Source organism: Ideonella aquatica (genome assembly GCF_018069755.1).
GTDB lineage: Bacteria > Pseudomonadota > Gammaproteobacteria > Burkholderiales > Burkholderiaceae_C > Ideonella > Ideonella aquatica.
On the sequence record NZ_JAGQDE010000014.1, the window covers coordinates 77,622 to 95,442 of the forward strand.

At 65.6% G+C, this 17,821-nt stretch carries 18 protein-coding genes and 2 pseudogenes; 12 read left to right on the plus strand and 8 right to left on the minus strand.

The annotated features are described in order from the left end of the window. Window positions 1-78: 78 nt before the first annotated feature. The 3 genes from KAK06_RS15795 to KAK06_RS15805 are packed head-to-tail and all read left to right on the plus strand — an operon-like array spanning window position 79 to window position 2,053. Window positions 79-1,161, plus strand: a complete 1,083-nt coding sequence (locus KAK06_RS15795) for a fimbrial protein (RefSeq protein ID WP_210803091.1) — start codon at window positions 79-81, stop codon at window positions 1,159-1,161. A 17-nt stretch (window positions 1,162-1,178) separates the two neighbouring features. Then, window positions 1,179-1,907, plus strand: coding sequence for a hypothetical protein (locus tag KAK06_RS15800; RefSeq protein ID WP_210803092.1), 729 nt, complete (start codon window positions 1,179-1,181; stop codon window positions 1,905-1,907). Continuing rightward, window positions 1,868-2,053 carry a hypothetical protein gene (locus KAK06_RS15805; RefSeq protein ID WP_210803093.1) on the plus strand — a complete coding sequence of 62 codons (186 nt, stop codon included), beginning with the start codon at window positions 1,868-1,870 and terminating at the stop codon, window positions 2,051-2,053. The genes KAK06_RS15800 and KAK06_RS15805 overlap by 40 nt, the downstream gene beginning before the upstream one ends. Before the next feature lie 22 nt (window positions 2,054-2,075). On the opposite strand, the gene KAK06_RS15810 is transcribed toward KAK06_RS15805, so the two are convergent. After that, entirely contained in the window at window positions 2,076-2,429 is a 354-nt protein-coding gene (locus tag KAK06_RS15810; protein WP_210803094.1) for a hypothetical protein, read from the minus strand. 342 nt (window positions 2,430-2,771) lie between these two features. Between KAK06_RS15810 and KAK06_RS15815 the strand changes: the two genes are divergently transcribed. After that, window positions 2,772-4,103, plus strand: a complete 1,332-nt coding sequence (locus KAK06_RS15815) for an EAL domain-containing protein (protein WP_210803095.1) — start codon at window positions 2,772-2,774, stop codon at window positions 4,101-4,103. Window positions 4,104-4,136: 33 nt separating this feature from the next. On the opposite strand, the gene KAK06_RS15820 is transcribed toward KAK06_RS15815, so the two are convergent. The 5 genes from KAK06_RS15820 to KAK06_RS15840 form a co-directional block, all read right to left on the minus strand. Then, on the minus strand, window positions 4,137-5,285 hold the full coding sequence (locus KAK06_RS15820; protein ID WP_210803096.1) for a hypothetical protein: 1,149 nt from the start codon (window positions 5,283-5,285) through the stop codon (window positions 4,137-4,139). 124 nt (window positions 5,286-5,409) lie between these two features. Then, complete coding sequence (locus tag KAK06_RS15825; protein WP_210803097.1) at window positions 5,410-5,901, minus strand: hypothetical protein; 492 nt, start codon at window positions 5,899-5,901, stop codon at window positions 5,410-5,412. A 758-nt stretch (window positions 5,902-6,659) separates the two neighbouring features. After that, a complete protein-coding gene (locus KAK06_RS15830; protein WP_210803098.1) occupies window positions 6,660-7,097 on the minus strand; it encodes a hypothetical protein in 438 nt (145 codons plus the stop codon). 208 nt (window positions 7,098-7,305) lie between these two features. Then, on the minus strand, window positions 7,306-8,541 hold the full coding sequence (locus tag KAK06_RS24585) for a CHAP domain-containing protein (RefSeq protein WP_210803099.1): 1,236 nt from the start codon (window positions 8,539-8,541) through the stop codon (window positions 7,306-7,308). Between the two features lie 2 nt (window positions 8,542-8,543). Beyond that, the gene (locus KAK06_RS15840; RefSeq protein ID WP_210803100.1) at window positions 8,544-10,343 is read right to left on the minus strand and encodes a PKD domain-containing protein; all 1,800 of its coding nucleotides are present in this window, start codon (window positions 10,341-10,343) and stop codon (window positions 8,544-8,546) included. A 356-nt stretch (window positions 10,344-10,699) separates the two neighbouring features. On the opposite strand from KAK06_RS15840, the pseudogene KAK06_RS15845 reads away from it, so the two are divergent. Then, window positions 10,700-11,656, plus strand: a pseudogene (locus KAK06_RS15845) (IS1595 family transposase). A gap of 37 nt (window positions 11,657-11,693) precedes the next feature. On the opposite strand, the gene KAK06_RS15850 reads toward KAK06_RS15845, so the two are convergent. After that, window positions 11,694-12,107 carry a hypothetical protein gene (locus tag KAK06_RS15850; RefSeq protein ID WP_210803101.1) on the minus strand — a complete coding sequence of 138 codons (414 nt, stop codon included), beginning with the start codon at window positions 12,105-12,107 and terminating at the stop codon, window positions 11,694-11,696. Window positions 12,108-12,540: 433 nt separating this feature from the next. On the opposite strand from KAK06_RS15850, the pseudogene KAK06_RS15855 reads away from it, so the two are divergent. From KAK06_RS15855 to KAK06_RS24230, 7 genes and pseudogenes are all read left to right on the plus strand, one after another. Further along, a pseudogene (locus KAK06_RS15855) lies at window positions 12,541-12,675 on the plus strand (IS5/IS1182 family transposase); the annotation flags it as partial. 203 nt (window positions 12,676-12,878) lie between these two features. Continuing rightward, window positions 12,879-14,011, plus strand: a protein-coding gene (locus KAK06_RS15860; RefSeq protein WP_375140897.1) for an IS3 family transposase whose coding sequence is annotated in 2 segments (ribosomal slippage) — window positions 12,879-13,140 and window positions 13,140-14,011 — 1,134 coding nt in all. Because the reading frame shifts where the segments join, the coding sequence is not laid out codon by codon here. Between the two features lie 447 nt (window positions 14,012-14,458). Next, on the plus strand, window positions 14,459-14,980 hold the full coding sequence (locus tag KAK06_RS15865; RefSeq protein WP_247652910.1) for a reverse transcriptase domain-containing protein: 522 nt from the start codon (window positions 14,459-14,461) through the stop codon (window positions 14,978-14,980). A gap of 238 nt (window positions 14,981-15,218) precedes the next feature. After that, a complete protein-coding gene (locus tag KAK06_RS15870; RefSeq protein WP_210803103.1) occupies window positions 15,219-15,686 on the plus strand; it encodes an antitoxin PaaA2 family protein in 468 nt (155 codons plus the stop codon). A gap of 41 nt (window positions 15,687-15,727) precedes the next feature. Next, window positions 15,728-16,048, plus strand: a complete 321-nt coding sequence (locus KAK06_RS15875) for a DUF7673 family protein (protein ID WP_210803161.1) — start codon at window positions 15,728-15,730, stop codon at window positions 16,046-16,048. After that, a complete protein-coding gene (locus KAK06_RS15880; RefSeq protein ID WP_210803104.1) occupies window positions 16,048-16,350 on the plus strand; it encodes a type II toxin-antitoxin system RelE/ParE family toxin in 303 nt (100 codons plus the stop codon). Before KAK06_RS15875 ends, KAK06_RS15880 begins: the two co-directional genes overlap by 1 nt. Window positions 16,351-16,428: 78 nt before the next feature. After that, window positions 16,429-17,382, plus strand: coding sequence for a hypothetical protein (locus KAK06_RS24230; RefSeq protein WP_247652911.1), 954 nt, complete (start codon window positions 16,429-16,431; stop codon window positions 17,380-17,382). Window positions 17,383-17,448: 66 nt separating this feature from the next. Here the strand turns inward: KAK06_RS24230 and KAK06_RS15890 are convergent, their stop codons facing one another. Further along, the gene (locus KAK06_RS15890; protein WP_210803105.1) at window positions 17,449-17,688 is read right to left on the minus strand and encodes a WGR domain-containing protein; all 240 of its coding nucleotides are present in this window, start codon (window positions 17,686-17,688) and stop codon (window positions 17,449-17,451) included. Between the last annotated feature and the right edge of the window lie 133 nt (window positions 17,689-17,821).

Below are 17,821 nucleotides of genomic sequence, written 5' to 3' on the forward strand. Positions count from 1 at the left end.
CAGTCACGCACCCTTAGTTTTTCGGCACCCGCTAAGTTGGGCGTGCAAGTGTTGCTGGGTTACCCACGAGGATTAGAAATGAATACCCGAACTCAAGGCTGGCGCTTCGGTGCGTTTACTCTTCAATTGGGCAACGCGCTGTGGTTGGCCGTGCAATCGGCACGAATCGCTTGCATCGCGCTGGCCCTCAGTACGCTCACATGCTCCCCTGCCTTCGCCAACTGCGCGGCAGGCTCGATAACCATCACCGCCAGCCCCTCACTGGCGACGATTGGCGTGCCGCCAACTGCCACCGTGGGAACGGTGTTGTGGTCTGGCACCTTGACCGTCGTGTCGAGCTGCCCAACTGCAGGTAATGTCGCCAGGAACATCATGGTCTATGCGGGCACGCCCGGGTACTCCGATATCTGGGTGAATCAGCCGAACTTGGAATTGATCGCGACGGGAGCACCAAGCTACGTTATTGACACGCCAACGACTTGCAGCTTCAACTACGCAACTACAACTCCTTATCACTACTTAACGAACTTCACCTACACTGTAACAAATGGGACGTGCAGGATCACACTGAGCCAGCCAGTATCGATTCGTGTGAAGGCGTTGCCGGTGCCGACCTCCGGATCGCTCGGAAGTCAGATGAAGTACCCCCCAGCCTACAATACTGTGCCGGGTTGGGTTCAGCATTCTGACTACTTCTCTCCGATTTATGCGGCTCCAACAGGCGGCGTGCTGGTGCCGACCGGCGTCTGCACCCTGTCGCCCGGCGACGCCAATCAAACGGTGACCTTACCGGCCACCAGTCCTGGCGTGCTCAATGTCGCAGGGGCAACAGCAGGTGCGACGCCGTTCAGCCTGAACCTCACCGGTTGTACCAGGCCTGGCGGCACCTACAACGTCAATGCCTACTGGTCCTTCACCCAAGGCCTTGCGGCGGACCAGATCGCGAACTCCGCCTCCAGCGGCGCGGCCAGCAACGTCGTGCTTCAGATCCTGGACGGCTCGAACACGCCCGTCAGCAACGGTAGCTACAGCTCACTGGGCACCGTCACGAGCGCAGGCCAGAACCTCAACAATACCTACAGCGCCCGCTACTACGCCACTGGGGCAGCTACCGCCGGCGCGGTACAGGGTGTGGCCACCTTCAACCTGGTCTACAACTGACGCGCGGGGCTCGTGACATGGCATGGCCGGCCCGGCGCCGGTGGCGCCTGCCCTGGGCGCTTGGGTTGGCCGGCACCGCCAGCCTGGGCGCCCAGGCCGCCTGCACCGGCGCCACCCTGGTGGCCAGCCCGGCGCTGACGCGCCTGGGCGTGCCCGATGGCGCCGTGGTCGGCACCGTGCTGTGGACTGGCACACTCACGGTCAGCGCCACCTGCAGCAGCGCCGCCGGCGGCGTGGCCAGCCTGTGGACACACGCGGCCATGGGTGGTGGGCCCAACGACTACTTCGTCAACCAGCCCAACCTGCAGTTGCAGGCGCTGACCAGCCCCACCGCCAACGTCGACAACCCGGCCTGGTGCAGCGTGAACGGCCTGACGAGCAATGGCTACCACGTGGTGCGCTTTGGCATCGCGGCTGCCGGCAGCTGCCTGCTGACGGTCACCCAGCCGGCACGCATCGTGGTGTGCGCCACGCCAGCCCCCAATAGTGGCACCCTGGGCAATTCGGTGAGGACCTCGGTCGGCGGTCCCTACGCGGGCTGGGGCGCCGCTCAATTGGGCGGCACGAGCTGGCTCAACCCCGGCACGGTCCGCATCCGCCGCACCGGCAGCTGCACGCTCACGGCCAGCAGCTTCACCGTCAACCTGCCACCGACGGCGCAGCCAACCTCATCCGCAACACGGCCACCGGCATGCCGGCCGGTCAGGTGGCCCCGCAGATCCTGGACGGCAGCAACACGCCGGTGAGCAACGGCGCGCACAGCCCCCTGGGCGTCGTGACCACGCCGGGGCAGAACCTGAGCAACACCTACCAGGTGCGCTACATCGCCACCGGCGCCGCCACCGCAGGCGCAGTGCAGGGCTTGGCCACGTTCAACCTGGTCTACAACTGAGGCGGCTGGCCGCTGGGCGGCCTCACTCGTACTGAGAGGCGTAGGTGAGCAGGCCGCCATCGAGCGCGCCCAACGGCGCCTGCACGCTGCCGGCGCCGCGCTGAACGCCCAGCGACTGCAGCGGCAGGCTGGCCAGCGTCTCGGTGTCCAGCCGCTCCTGGCGGGCTTGGCTGTGGGCGGTGCCCGCGTGGCAGCGGGCCAGCTCCAGCCGGTCATGGCCGTGCTCGCGCTGCACCGAGGCCAGGCAGGTGGGGTTCACCAGTGCGCCGACGAAATGCAGCGTGCCGGAGTTGGCCGCCCTGGCGGGGCCGGCAGCCAGCGCAGCGGCCATGGCAACAAGAGCGGCACAGGTGGCAAAGCGGGGGGTGCGGTGCATCAGAGTTCTCCCTGGAGGCTGCGCGGCGCGCAGATGGCCGACAACGCCTGCGCGGTCTGCCCGACCGATGCGCAACACGACGGGGCCCCGGGCCATGGCGGGGGATCCACCCTCGTTGTCGGCAGTTGGTGGGCACGGTGAAGCCATCCCGCGGCAGGCCGCGTGACCAATGCCACAGGCGTCCCGCCCTCAGGCGGAGACCGGATGGAGCCGGTCCGGAGTCTGGTACCGCGTCACGGGAGCCTGGATGCCAGCGCCCGCCGCCTTGTCGCATGGCTGTCTGGCGAGCCGGTGGGGACTGGACCATCACGGCAATGCACTGGTCCTTGGGAGCCCGCCGCCATGATCGACACCCACACCGCCCCCCCACCCGGCCACCTGGCACTTGCCACACATTCGGCAAGAGCGCGCCTGCACCAAGCACGGGAGACCCGCGCCCAGGATCGGCTCCTGCTCCTGAACAGCAGTGCCGAGCAGAGCCGCCTGCTGGCCGCCCAGCATCGCCTGGTGCAGGCCTGGCGCGGCCATGCGCTGGACGAGGCGACCGGCCTGCACAGCATGGGCTGGCTGCTTGGGCCTGCGGCCACTGAACTGAGGCGCTGCCACAGCGTGGACGACGGCCCCAGCGCCCTCGTGGGCCTGGCGCTGTTGCCCCCGGCCGAGCTACCCGCCATCGAGGCCCGTCAGACGGCCGCACAGGCACTTCAGTTCATCGCCGCCCAGGCTCGTCTGGAGCGCGACGCCCATGGCGAACCCATGGTGGCCGCCATCGGTCAGGGCATGCTGGCCACCGTGGTGCCCTCCACGCCATTCCTGCGCCATGCCGCCGTGGACTTGCTCTCGACGGCCCGCTCGGTGGTGCCGTCAATTGCCAAAGGCTGGTCCGCCGCAGTGGTCGCCGTGCCCTTGGGGCCCTACGATTGGGCGCTGGAGCGCATGGCCCGGCTGCACCAATTGTTCGGTAAGCTGCACGATGCCGAGTTGCCGGCAGTCACCATCGACAAGCCCAGCGAGTTGGCCGATGCACTGTCCAACTACTGCCGGCGTTGGCCGACCAAGGTCCGTCCCGGCGCGCACGAGGAGCCGATGGTCGACCTGGACGGTCAGATGGTGGCCTGGCTCTGCGAGCCGGATCCCGCCCTGCGACGCGCGATGGCCGACATGGCACTGCCAGAGCGCTGCGCCACCTGGGTGGCACTGGCTGCCGAGGGGACCCGCCAGGATGATCAGCCCCGCGCGGTGCGCCTGCCCGGCCAAGTCCTGCATCAGCCCCATGCCCGCCGTCGGATCCTGGAAGCCCTGAGGGCCTTGCAACCCCCGCGGGGCCTGCTGGGCCTGAGCGTGCCCGCCAGCGATGCGTTGGCCTGCGCCGATGGCTACACCCAGCTGGCCCACCTGGCCCGTGCCTGCCATTGCCGCATCGGCGTGCACGAGCTGGGGCGCACCGAAGAGGACTTGCAGGCGCTCCACTGCCGGCCCATGGACGAAGCGCTGCTGGATCGCAGCGTCACCGAGGGCTTGCACCGCGAGGACCCTGCACAGCTGACGCTGCTGGCAGCTCTCAATGTGGTCGCCCGTCAGACCGCGCAGCCCCGCATCGGGATGGTGATGGACGATCCACGGGACCGCGCTGCGCTGAACCCGCCACGGACCACCGAGGTGGCACACCCTTGAGCCCCAGTCGTGAAGGGGCTGCCAGCCGCAGCCTCAGGGCGCAACGCTCCCCGGGCACAGCACCAGGGCTTCCGGGTGGTGTTGCCACAGCGACAGGGCCTGGGAAGGGGTTTCCACGGTGTGCATCACCGCGGCCACGCCGCTGCGACGTGCCCACGCCTCGATCGCCAGGCCTTGTGAAGGCTCCTCTGCCCAGGGCAGTGTGGACACTGCCGGCATGGGACTGAGGATCACAAAATCCGGGCGCAATTTCGGCAACTGCCGCAGCGCACCGAACAGCACCCCGACGCCGCTGAGGCCAACGGCCATGCCCTGCTGACGAGCGGCGTGGGCGAGTTGACGCCAGCCCTGGCTGCGGTGGCTCGCGGCCTGCGCATCCACCACCACGCGCACGCCTGGCCCACCCACGCGCCACCGCGCCAGAGCGCGGCTCCAGATCGCCCGGTGCTGCGGCAATTCCAGAAGCAAAGGATCGAGCCGCACAAGACGGGGGAGACCGTCACATGCCTGATCCCTGGCAGCCCTGGCCAGCGACTCGGCGGTAGTGCGGATGAGGGTCTCCGACAATTGGTGCCAGGAGGCCGGGCGGAGAGGCGTGCCCGCCGCAGCAGGCGAATCGGCGAACCGAGTGGATGCATGCCAACGCCGATCCACGATGGCCGGGCCCAGCGCGGCTGGGCCGAACCCGACACCAGATGGGCAGACGCGCCCGAACGCGTCGCCGGATTCGGGTCTTTCATCCAGCAGGCGCCGTAGGCGGTCCATCAGCGCCGCCGGCACCACGTCGGGCCGCCACTCGATCGCCGCGCAGCGGTGGGCGTCCAGGCGCCAGCGGGAATGGAGCATCAACTCGTCCACCACGGCGCAGAGCTGCGATGGCTGCGCGTCTGACCGCAACAGCAGCACCAAGTCCCCCTGAGCCGACAAACCCAAGACCGGCACGCTGGCCTCGTGCGTGAAAGCAGACAGGGCGTCAAAGGCGGCGTCCAGCAGGGTCTCTGACAGCCCCGCCGGCTCAGCCGGAACGGGCAGCAGGCGCAGACCCAACGACTTGAAGGCGGGCCCTACCGACGTCTGGTGGCGCTGCTGGTTGGCCAACGCGGCCCGGAACCCCGCAGCATTGAGGATGTTCAGCGAAGGCTGCCACAGACGGCGGCGCCACAGCGCCTCCAGCGCAGGCAATTCACGGTGGACCTGAAGGCGCGCAGCACGGCTGGGGTCCTCCGGAGTCAACGGCCGCCAGGGGGCGCGACCAAGCAAGGTGCCACCAAGGCGCTTGCACCGCCGGCCCATGGAGAGGCCCAACTCATGACGCGCCTTCGTCTGCCAAGCGCTGCGCGACGGGCAGCCATCCCAGACAGTCCACGCCCCTGCGGGCGCTGCTGAGCACGACGATGTAGCCATGCGCATCGGAAGCAGCGTGGTAACGACGCACACCGGCCTCGCGGGCATCGATCGGGCATACCCCCCCGAGCCGGGGATTGATCACCTGGTCCACCGCGATGAACCCGGCGCGCCGATGAGCAGGGTACTCACGCATCGCGACCTGGTCCAGCGAGGCCAGAGGCAAAGGGGAGGGCGGGCGACGCACCAGCAGGCCCGAGGCCTGGGCCTCGGAGCCGTCAGGGCTGCGGACACTGAAGGCCCAGATCTGGCGGCCCAGAGCCACCAGCCGAACCTGTGTGCCGTTCGCGTACGAGAGGGTGTGGCGACACAGATCGTCCGGTCCGTCCATCTGACCATGCTGGCCATCCTGGTCGGTCACCGTTCGGGCACTGACGTCGAGCGCGTGCAGCAAGGTCAGGCCTCCGCCGTGAACCGACACGTAGATGCCGGATGCCAGTGGGGAACATGCCGCGGACGATGGCTGCGCCAAGGCTTGCTGCGCAGCGGGCCCGCTGAGCACCTGGTCGGGTCGGGCTTGGCCACTCGCCTCGAGCGACAGTGCCAAGAGGGCGGCAAGAAGTTGAGACGTTGTGTTCACGTTGATTCGGTGGCTGTCAGGGCCTCCAATCTGCACGTCGAACCAGCGTCGGCATCCGGTTTGCGACGACCGTCAGGCCGGAGGGCACGAGGCGCCTGCAGCACCCCCTCAAAAGGCGCGGCCGCGGTTCGATGTGTGAAAGAAAAGAAGCAGCGACTACCGAGGTGATCGCTGCCAACAAGAGGGCCTGAACCGGAGCAACAGGCACGGGAGATGTCCCGTCACGCGCCTCTAGGTTTGAAGGCCACACCGTTCACGTCGCGCGTTGCACGGGTGCACCGCGATGGCTTCATGGCGTCGTTTGGCGGCTTCGTCTCACTTGTGCCAATCGCAGCGTCAGGTGCCGAGACTGCCTGGCATGAGAGAGGGCTATATCACTTGCCCGCACTGCCGCGCGGCCGTCCTGGTGGGCGACGCGCTCTTGCGGGATGAACTGGATTCCTGCATCTGCGGGGCATGCCACCGGATCGTGGCCTGCCCGCCGTTACCGCAGTGCGCGGCGCCAGCGCGGCCCGAGGGCGACTTGCGGCCCAGACCAGTGGTCGGTGAGGCGTCGCGGCTGGCGCACTTGCTCAGCGATGCGACGGAACTGCCGTCTGGAACAGCGTCTTCTCTGCCCGCAGCTTGCCCTTAGGATAGCCCTCGGTCCAGGTGCCGACATAGCCGATACCGCCCAACTCGACCACGGCATACTCGAGCGTATGGTCGGCGTTGACGTACATGGCGAAGGTGTAACCCCAGTCGGCGTAGGAGGCTTCGGTGAAGGAAACGGCGCGGCCAGCGACGCCGGCAACGGCCTTGGCCGGCACACCGCCCAGGATTGTCGAGTTGTACGACTGAGGGCAATCGCTGTAGTCGTGCGTGGCCGTGACCCAACCGGTGTCCGACACCGTGATGTTGATGAGGCCATCGCAGACGCCGTCAAAGGCCAGCGACTTGGGAAGAACCTTGGCCGAGACCGACAGGCTGGCCACGCTCAGAATGAGCGCGAGGGCATGGCGCGTAATCATGAAGTTTCCTGGTGTGAGGGAGGTACAGCCCTACAACGGGACGATCAGGCTCCGCCGCGGACAAGGTTGGCGCCCACCGGTTGAGTGGGCGCAACCGAAGTCTGTCGAGACGCGCTCACCCGGTACCCGGGTTCGGACGAAGCCGCCATGGATGGCGACGAAGCCACCGGACGTGCCGCGCCATTGATGGCCTGTGGCGCCCGTCCTGTCACCAGCGCGGACTGAGCCAACCCGCGACGTTGTGGTAGTTGTGTTCCACCCGTGCAGCCGGAGTGCCGTCCGGCGACGGAGGGTTGACCCAGTTCTGGTCGAGGGATTGGAAGCGGTTGATGTCCGCCTCGATGACGATCGCCACGTGGCCCGGATCGGGGCTGCTCCAGAAGATGATGTCGCCGGGCTCGGGCACGGCGCTGGGCGTGTTGATCACCTTCTGGAATGTGACAGTGCCGTAGATCGACGACTCCCGGGTGCTGCTGTCGGGGGCATTCTGGAAGATGCTGTAGGCGTCGCCGGTGAACCCGTGCGGGTAAGCGATGCCGAGGGCGCTGTCGATGTAGTGGTGCATCAGATCCACGCACTGGGCGCCGTATTGGCCATCCATGTTGTGCCGCAGCCCGACGTTGGCGTCGGCGTAGCCGGTGACCGGGCTGAAGCGGAGGATGGGTGAGCCCTGGTCCCAGTTGAACAGGGCCACCTGACCGCTGCCATCGACGTCGACCCAGTTGTACTTTCCGTTGAGCTCAGCGAAGCGTTTGACCAAGGGCGCCGTCGGCGGCGCGTACTGAGGGTCGGGGATGATGTACCAGTAACCGTTGGGCGCCTGAAAGAAGTACCACTTGGCACGAACCGAATCGCCCTGGAGCAGTTGGCGGTCGCGGTGGATGCTGGCATCACTCAGCCAGAGGTGGCGACCGATGTCGTAGAAACTGTCGGAGGGATCGGTGTCCAGATTGCCGCGCACCGTGATCTGAGCACCGTTCTGGCTGAGGGTGATGGCGTCAGAAGACACCGTCCACCAACTGGCTTCGCCCTGGACGATGGGCCCCAGCGAATAGGCCCCGACCTGCGTGTTGCCCTGGTGCAGCGGGCTGATGTACCAGCGGAAATCATCGACCACGGTGGTGTCCTGGGTGTAGTAGACCCAGGTCGGGGTTTGGCGTGACAGCAGGACGCTCTGGCGCTCGTTGCCGACATCCAGGGCTCGGCGGCGCAGACCTGGGGTCAGCGATCGGCCGCCGTCCAGGCGGGGCGGCTGGAGCTCGGTCGGCTCGCGCTGGCTGAGGTCCTCCTGGCCCCCGCCGCAGCCCGCCAAGGCCAGCAGTGTCGACCCACCGGCGACGATCAGGCTCTGGCGACGAAGCAAATCGGGGGGCACGGACAAAGGCTGTTGCATGGCGTTCTCCAAGGTGTGGATGGGGCGGGAGATCAAGTCGGCGGCGGTCACGATCACTGGGGTTTCGGCGCCGGCGGAGCGTAGTTGGCGCGGCAGTTGGCATCGGCATGCCCTTCGCCGCTGCCTGTGCAAGACCAGGTCCAAGGCCCGCTGCCGGCCAGGGCGCTGGGCGTGCCGGAGACACACAGATCGTTGGTGGGGGCCGTCGAGAGCACCTTGCCATCGGAGCTTCCGCAGATGCCGTTGATGGTGTCGCCACCGATGGGGCCCTGGTCGCTGGAGATGTTCACCAGGTAGGCCTGGCCGGCGAGGTAACGCGTGTTGCCGTCGAAGAGAAAGGACACGGCATAGGTGCCATAGGGCAGGGGGGGGCACTGGTAAGTCCAGTCACGGTCGGCCACCTTCGGGCACAGTGCTTCGTTGAGCTTGATGGCCGAGTACAGCTGCGGGTAGTTGATGTCGCCATAGTTGCCGCTGAGGGCATTGGGGATCATCTGCACCATGACGCCCCGCATCGCAGGATCGGACAACACGTAGGCTGCCAAGCGCTCGACATAGAGCTCGCCGTTGTAGTTGCGCCAGTAAGCCCTGCTGGAGGTGTAGATCGGGCCCGACTGCCATCCCTGCGGTGTATCGGTGCTGGTCACGCTGAGGTAGTCGAACCGGTCGGTCCCCGAGTCGACGTGGGGTGCCTGACAGCTGAACACGGCCAGCGTGCTGTTGGAGCGTGCGTAGTCCTTGCTGCACCCGCGACCGGACAGCGCCACGCTGTTCACGTTCGGTGCGCGCTGACCGAAGAAGGCGACATCGACAGGCACGTCTTCGACGGTCTGCCAAACGCCAGCCAGCCCTAGCGTGCCCAGGTTGTAGCGCTCTGCCTTCACTGAGGCGGTGGCCGGGGCGCTGCTGCGGGTGCCGTCGTTGACCACGAGACTCACCACATAGGTGCCCTCGACATCGACGATCAACTTGGCCAGGCTTCCGGAGGCGTTCAGTTGCGCCGCACTGGTGGCCGGGCGCGCGGTCAGCGTCCAGGCATAGGACAGCGTCAAACCCGGCGCCGAGGTACTGCCGGACCCGTCGAAGGCGACCTCGCGCCCGACCTCGGCCGTGTTGGCGGTGACCACATTGGCCAAGGGGACCACTTGGGCCACCTGCAGAGTGATCCGGACCGAGGCGGCGACACTCGCGTTGCCTCGGCTGTCCGTGACCACCAGCGCCAGGACGTAGGTACCGGGCGCGCTGCCAAAGAACCCAGGGCGCACCGCCGCCGGGGACGAGAAGGCAGCAGAAGCCCCTGGCGGCGCACTCTGCACCGACCAAACGTAGGTGATCGGGTCGCCGTCGGGATCGTAGCTGGCAGAGCCGTCCAGGAAAACGGGGGCCCCAGAGGGCACCTCCTGATCCGATCCCGCCTGGGCCACCGGCGCGGCATTGCCCAAGGGGGCCACGGTCACATCGCGAGTGACCTCGTCGCTGGACACAGCGGCCTCTTCCACCCGGAGGGCGACCTGGTAAGTGCCCGGCTGATCGGCCATGAAGCTGGGCCGTGCGTCGGCAGGCCGATCCAGAACCGCTTTGCTGCCAGCTGGACCGACCAGCCGCCAGTGAAACGTCAAGGTGCCTCCATTCATCGCCCGTGAGCCGGTGCCGTCGGCCGTGATGGTGGACCCGGCAGTGGCACTGCTCGGCATGTTGATGCTGGCGACCGGTCGGGCCACCGGTCCCGGGTCCGGGTTGGACGCGCCATCGCCGCCGCCGCACCCGGCAATCACCATGAGCAGACAGGCCAAGGTCCAGCCCAGCATCCGGTGCCAGCGTTTGGCATGTCGCACTTGCCCCTGTTCGACCACGGTGTTCCCCTCGCGTCTGCAACGGGATCCATGGCCGACGCGAAGGTGCCGGCTCGCGCTGAATCACCGCCGATCAGCAGTGAACCTGAAACGGGGCGCTGGCAGGGTCTCGTGCGACGAATCTCATGCGGCAGGGAACGAAGTTACGGACGTGCCCGTGTGCATGGCCGTGTTTATGCCGGTTGAGCGTGCTGACTGCGCTGTTCTCACCGGTCGATGGCGGTTGCGAAATTGGAGACCGAGCGGCCATCCGAAAGGCTCTTTGCCTGGTAGGTCGTGACGGGCGCACGCCATGAGCCAGTGACCCGGCAATGCGACAGGCATACGGCGTCAAGCCGGGTTTGCTGGAGACCGCGATACTGGAGCAAGACTGGAAGCGGTGGCTGGAGCGTCTGGGTGAGTCCAGTCCCAGGCAGCGCCAGGCGCTGATGGCGCAGTTGCATGCGCCGGACGAGCACGAGCAGGTGCTCGCCCAGATTGATCAGACGGGCACGGCCAAGCCCGGTTGCCCTCACTGCGGCGCCGAGCGGGTGGTGCGCAATGGGCAGGCTGACGGACTGCCGCGCTACAAGTGCCGAGGCTGCGGCAAGACCTTCAATGCCTTGACCGCCACGCTACGTGCCCGGCTGCGCCAGCGCCACAAGTGGCTGGCGCAGGCACGGGTGCAAGATGAAGGCTTGAGCGTGCACCTAGCGGCCGAGCGCCTGCAGGTGTCGCCGAGCACCGCTTTCCGTTGGCGTCATCGCTTCCTCAGCTTGGCCCAGCAGGCCAAATCGGCGCGGCTCAGCGGCATCGCCGAGGCCCGTCGAGACCTTCATCCTGCGCTCGGCCAAGGGGCAGCGCCTGAGCGGGCGTGCGCCCCGTCGCCGTGGTGGTCACGCCAGCACCCGGGGCACCAGCGACGACCATGTGCCCGTACTGGTGGCCAGGGACCGCTCGGGGGGGCTGCACCGACTTCATCCTCGGGCGCGCATCCAAGCGCAAGATCCTGGCCTCGCTCGCCGCGGTGCTCGCCCCGGATGCGGTGCTGTGCACCGACGGCAGTTCGGCCATGGCCACTGCGGCGAGCGCCATGGGCATCGAGCATCAGGCCCTGAACATGACGACCGGCCCACGCGTTCGCGGCGCCTGGCATATCCAGAACGTCAAACCACTCGCGCCTCAAGGGCTGGCTGCGACGCTTCCGCGGCGTAGCCACCTCCTACCAGCACCACTACCTGGGCTGGTTCCGAGTGCTCGATCGCTGCGCCCCGAGCCATCTGCCCGCCCAGCAGTTCCTCGACCTCTCCCTTGGCCGACTCGCCCATCCATAGGTAACGGGCAAGGAGCCTTTATCAAAGCCGGAGTGCTTCAATTTGCTGGCGACGGAAATGCCGGGGCGCACTTCTTCTCGGACAGGCTCACGCGATTCCATTCGGCCACATAGAAGTCGGTATAGGTGTCGTCCGGCATCCACTGCTGCAGGAATCCCTTCATCGCCAAGGGCCCCTGTTTCTTGAGTGCATGAGCTTCAGCCATGCCGATGTCGCTGTGCATGCCATTGATCAGCACATTCGAGCCAGATAGCGTCCAACGTCCGCTGCCGGGGTAGGAGGTGGCATACCAAGTTCCGTCGGCCTTGAGACAGAATTGATGGAAGTACTCGACTCCGTTGACAATGGAACGGAAGTGGTTGTTCCATTGACCCTCCGGAAAGGCGGCGTGAGCCGAAAGGGAAAACATCGCGACCATTACCGTGGTGATCATTGCCTTCAGGGTTCTCATCGTCTGCTCCAAATTGATTGATGGTCCAAAGGTGAACCGACACCCGTTGATGCCTGCGCACCGACATGGGTACTTTGATAGCAGCGTGAAACATGTTGGCTGTCATGTGACAAAACCGGCGCCTACCGGATCAAAGCTGGATTGCTCTGGATCGTCTAATGGAACGCGCTAGCCGCTTCGTTCCCGCTGGACGAGTTGCTCGCATCGCTGGAGAGCGTCGTCATCCCTGGTGCGCGATTGACCAGGCTTGATGTTTCGACAAGCGACGGCACGGCCACTGCGGAGCTCGAATTGCACGCGTTGGCAGCCCTGAACGTATTGACCAGCCAGCTCAACGCTGGGCTCGACTCACCGCGCGTGGAGCGTCAGTCAGGTCATGACAGTGAACAACTCACTGAATTGCCCCGGGGCGATTCAGACCGCTAAGGACCTGCTGTGCGCCAAGGGCGTGATGCTCAAGAGCGGTACGGTCGTGGACGCCACCCTGATTGCAGCGCTCAGCTCGACCAAGAACAGCAGCGGTGAGCGCGACCCGAAGATGAAGCAAAGCCGCAAGGGCCAGCAGTGGTGTGTGTGTCACGAACACAGGCGGCAGACCTGTGGTGCAGTACTGAAGATGGGAGTTGGCCTCCCGAAGCCAGCTGGCAGGAGCAGGCTTCAAACCACCTGGTGCTGCTGCGTTCAATGGGCGTGGTGGTGAGCTGACCTGCCCCCCACCCTCCGTACCAATCAGAAGTAGCAAGGGGTCCGCCTTTCAGGAGAATCGCGGACATGAGGAAGAGCAAGTTCACTGAGGAACAGATCATCGGGTTCCTCAAGCAGGCCGAGGCCGGCATGGCGGTGGCGGAGATCTGCCGCAAGGGCGGCTTCTCGGACGCCACGTTCTACAAGTGGCGCGCCAAATTCGGCGGCATGGATGTGTCGGAGGCGCGGCGGCTGCGCGAGCTGGAGGCGGAGAACGCCAAGCTCAAGCACCTGCTGGCCGAGGCACACCTGGACCTGCATGCGCTCAAGAGCGTGCTCGGGGTAAAAAGGTAGCCCCACAGGCCAGGCGCGAGATGATTGCGCGGCTGGTGCAGGAGCACCAGTTGTCCGAGCGTCGCGCGTGCAGGCTTGTGGGGCTAAGCCGAGACAGCTACCGGCACCCACCGGTGCCCAGCGTGCAAACGCAGGCGCTGAAGGACAAGATCGTCGAGATCGCGCACGTCCGGCGGCGCTTTGGCTACCGGCGCGTGCACGACCTGCTACGGGGTGAGTTCCCGGGCGTCAACCACAAGCGGGTGTACCGGCTCTACAGCGCGGCCAACCTGGCGGTGCGCGAACGCAAGAAGGTCAAGCGACCGGCGATGGAGCGCACGCCGCTGAACATCGCCCAGCATATCAACGAGGTGTGGAGCATGGACTTCGTCAGCGACAGCCTGACCAACGGGCGGCGCATCAAGTGTCTGACCGTGGCCGATGACTTCAGCCACGAGTGCGTGGTAATCGCGGTGGACTACGGCATCAGCGGCCTGTACGTGACGCGGCTGCTGGATCAAGCAGCGCGCTTCAGGGGCTATCCGGCCGCCGTCAGAACCGACAACGGCCCGGAGTTCACCAGCCGCGCCTTCATCGCCTGGACCCAGGAGCACCACATCCGGCACATCCTGATCGAGCCCGGCTGGCCCATGCAGAACGGCTACATCGAGAGCTTCAACGGCAAGTTCCGCGACGAGTGCTTGAACGAGCACTGGTTTCAGACCCTGCACCAGGCAAGAACCGAGATCGCCAACTGGCAGCGCGACTACAACGAGGTAAGGCCCCATAGCAGCATAGGGCGGATACCACCAGCGCGCTTCGCCGAGCAGCGTCGCCGGCATGCCGGCGACGCTGCTCGGCACCTGACTCCCACGGAAATCCATTAACCTTCAACCCAGGACCCCTACCGAATCACTGGTACGGCCGTAGGGGGCAGGTCAGAGCGACCGGACGAACGTCATCCCATCCGGGGTGTCCGGTACGTACTGAGAAGATGAGCGAAAGCAAACAGTCCGACGACGCATCGTTATGCCCAAAGCGCTGTCAAAACTGAGGTGGACCATTTGCTTCAGGACGAGTCGGGGCGATACCTGCCTACGGACCCGATGGCAGCCGGTGTATAGGCGGCATGATCTCAGTACAGGCTTCGGTACGGAACGTGAGAACCTCTCTCCAGATGCCAAGGGAAATGACAAGTGGCAAACACCACGAGGAAGAACACCGATGCTGGTGCAGAGGGGCGGAGCCTCCCGTAGTAGCGATGAGGCCTCTGTAATGGGGGCGGAGCGAAGGGGCGGCGTCATCCTTCCGACGAAGATCGCCAACCTCCGGGGATGAGCGACGTGACCTCGGCGAAAACTTACGGCATAGCGAAGCGCACGGTATGGGAGGCATACCAGCAGGTCAAGGCTAACTGCGGTGCCGCAGGTGTTGACGATGTAACCCTCGCCGACTTCGGGCGGCACCTGCCCAAGAATCTGTACAAGCTGTGGAACCGGATGTCGTCGGGAGCGTACTTCCCGCCTCCGGTCAAGCAGGTTGAGACTCCCAAGGCATCCGGCGGCACGTGCAAGCTGGGCGTGCCTACGGTCTCCGATCGTGTAGCGCAAACCGTCGTCAAGCCTCTCATCGAACCAGCGTTGAATTCGATCTTCAATCCAGACCAATACGGGTACCGGCTGGGAAGATCGGCCAGGCAAGCCGTGGCGATCACTCGTGAGCGCTGTTGGCGATATGACTGGGTGGTGGAGTTTGATATCAAGGCAGCCTTCGATCAGATCGATCATGCGCTGCTGATGAAGGCGGTGCACACCCACATCAAGGAAGACTGGATTCTTCTGTACAACGAGTGGTGACTGGGATAGGCGTCGCCGATGGGTGCGCTCAGCAACCGGCCTGAAGCCCGGTTCGCATGCGAAAACGCCCATCAAAGTTGACATAATTAAGATTGTCGCCACTTATTGCGTTCGGCGACATTGACGTCAGGGCGGCGGCCAGAGGCGGTGACTTTTTTCTTGTCCATGTCGCCGGTATGACGTTGCATGTGTTCTGTCAAACGTGCACAATTCTTTTGTCTTCTATGCGACCACTCCTATGTACAGCATGACCCTGGAGCAACTGCGCGCCACCGCGGCGGCCGGTGGTGTTGCCGGCGTCACCCTCAAGGGTCAGGGCGGCGGCTTCATGTTGCGCATTGCCACCCGCAGCGGCCAGGATGCGGTACTGGCCAAGGCGCGCAGCACCGAGCCGCGTCGTTTCGGCAACCCTGCCTCCGCGATGATCCTGCTGCGCGAGGTCGGTATCGCAGTAGCGCAGCTCGACGCCACCGACTGGGATCCGAGCGAGAAGGACATGAGCCGAAGCCGATCCAGCCAGGCAGAGGCGATGCGGGTCGCCCACCAGGCGGTGGCCCACAACCGGTGGTTGGCCGCCGAGATCCAGGCGTCTCTGGACGATGCGCAGCCGAGCACGCCGCACGACGAGGTCATGGCAGCCATGGACGCCGAGATCGACGCCATCGGGAGGGGGCGCGCCAGGCCCGTGCGTCGAGCGCGTGCATGAACAGGCCACCACGGCAACCAGAGGCCCTGATCGCCCAGGCGATGCTGGCCGCGGCGCACGAGGCGCGGCCCAGTCTCATCACCGCCGACGAAGCAGCCGCGTTGGAACGTCTGTTGGCCCACGCACAGCGCGATTCTGGGCAGAGCAGGCGGGTCGCAGACTTCCTTCTGGCCTGGTGGAACAGTGGCAGTTGTGGCGCCTTCGATCTGACCGCGCTGTGGTCGCTGGACACTGCCATCGTCGCCGACATGACCGTGGTCTTTGGCTTAATCGGCCGCGTCCATCGATACCCAGACAGCCTGGGCTATGAGGCGGAGTTCAAGTCGCCCGTTCAGGCATGGCTGCCGCAGCTCGGTGATTGATGTCGGCGGACGAGTACGACATCGTGTGGCGCCCCAAGGCATCTGCGGACCTTCTGAGCATCGTTCGCTACATTGCCCAGGACAGCCCCACACGGGCGCGGGCGTTCGGCAAGCGACTGCGCGACAAAGTGCAAGCGCTGGCGCAGCAGCCGCGCCTTGGCCGTGAGGGGCGCCCTGGCCTGCCAGCTGGGATTCGTGAGCTTGTCCTGCACCCGCACTACATCGCCTTCTACCGCGTGCTCGATCAGTCGCGCACCGTCGAGATTGTTCGCGTCAAGCACACTTCACAGCAGACGCCTTGAGCCAAGTGTTGCGCAGGGCCGTGCAGTGACTTGGTGCTTTGCGTTGGCGTCCACTTCAGCATTCAGCTCCATGTCGTCATGAGCTCTCCCAAGTCGCCCCCTGGCCAGAACCCTTCCGACAAGGACCTGCAAGCCCTGCTGCAACGCCTGCGGTGCCCAACTCCCTTGCATGCACTGCGCACGCTGGTGCTGGGCCACATCAGCAGCCCGCAGCCGTCCGTCTCACCATTGGCTGCACTGGCTCAGGCTTGGGGTGGCGAGTTGCCCGAGTTCGCCTCCGCTGACGAGGCCGAGGAGGTGATGCAGGTTCTCGTGCGCGGTCTGTGGAACCGCCTGTCTGAGCACCAGAGCTCGCGCAACCCGTTTCGGCTGACGCGCTACGAAGTGGCGCCCAGCCGACAGGCCCTGCTTGATCTCGCTCGCGTGCGCGCACAGGAGCTGAAGGGGTTTGTGGACGGGCTGTTCGGCACCGAAGACGAGATGCTGCTTCCGCAGAAGGCGGACGTGTCCATGGGGGCCCTGTCTGAACTGCACGCGATGTTCGATGGTGCCGCCGGCGTTCTCGCTGACGACACGACGCCGGCGTCAGAGCCGGAACTGAAGGCGCTGCTGCGCAACCTGCAGCACATGACCATCGCGGCCGACGAGTACATCAACAAGGTCGTGCAGTCCTGCAAGCGCGCCCGTGGCCAGCACCAGGCGTCCATGGCCATGGTGATGTCCAGGAAGACCATGACTGATGGCGACGATGACGACGATGGCGATGTGGCCCATGCCGACGACAGTGTGCCCGACATCATCGAGTCGCCACTCAGCCAGCAGGTGACGCGCCACGGCGTCACTGTTCGGATTGAGATCTACGGCGACTCCCACGACCGTTGGATTCTTGAGGTCGTGGATGCCGAAAACGCCTCGCATGTATGGGAAGAGCATTTCGAGACCGACCAGCAGGCCCTGGACGAAGCCCTGCGTGCGCTTGACGAGGAGCCGCTGGAGTTTTTTGGTCGGATCACTCAGCAGCCGTTGAATTGAGCGGACGCGCCGCCTTGGTGGCGCTCCTCCTATACGGGTCGTGTGCCAGTCTGCCAGTCGGTGGATTCAGGTCTGACGGACGTACCCGCGGCGCGCCCGACGCGCATCCTCGCGGTTCAGGCGATCCCTGCCTGCTTCCAACGAGCTGAGCGGCTCCGCCTTGTGGCCGCCGCGCCGGCTGCCGCGTCCACCCCACGCGCGAAAGAACTCCAGATCCCCGAAGAGGTTGCGCCGGACTTGCGCGGTGTAGTACCTCGTCGGGGAATTCCAGGCCAGCGCGGGAAGGGTGAAGAAATCGGAATCCATGGGCATGGTGACCAATGTAGCGTTACTGTGGCTCATGGGATGAGCCAGCGCAAGCAACTAGACCGCCAAGGGCTTGGCAACCGCTTTTTCAGTGATCTACACTTGGACACAACCAGCGGCAAAAAGTAAATGA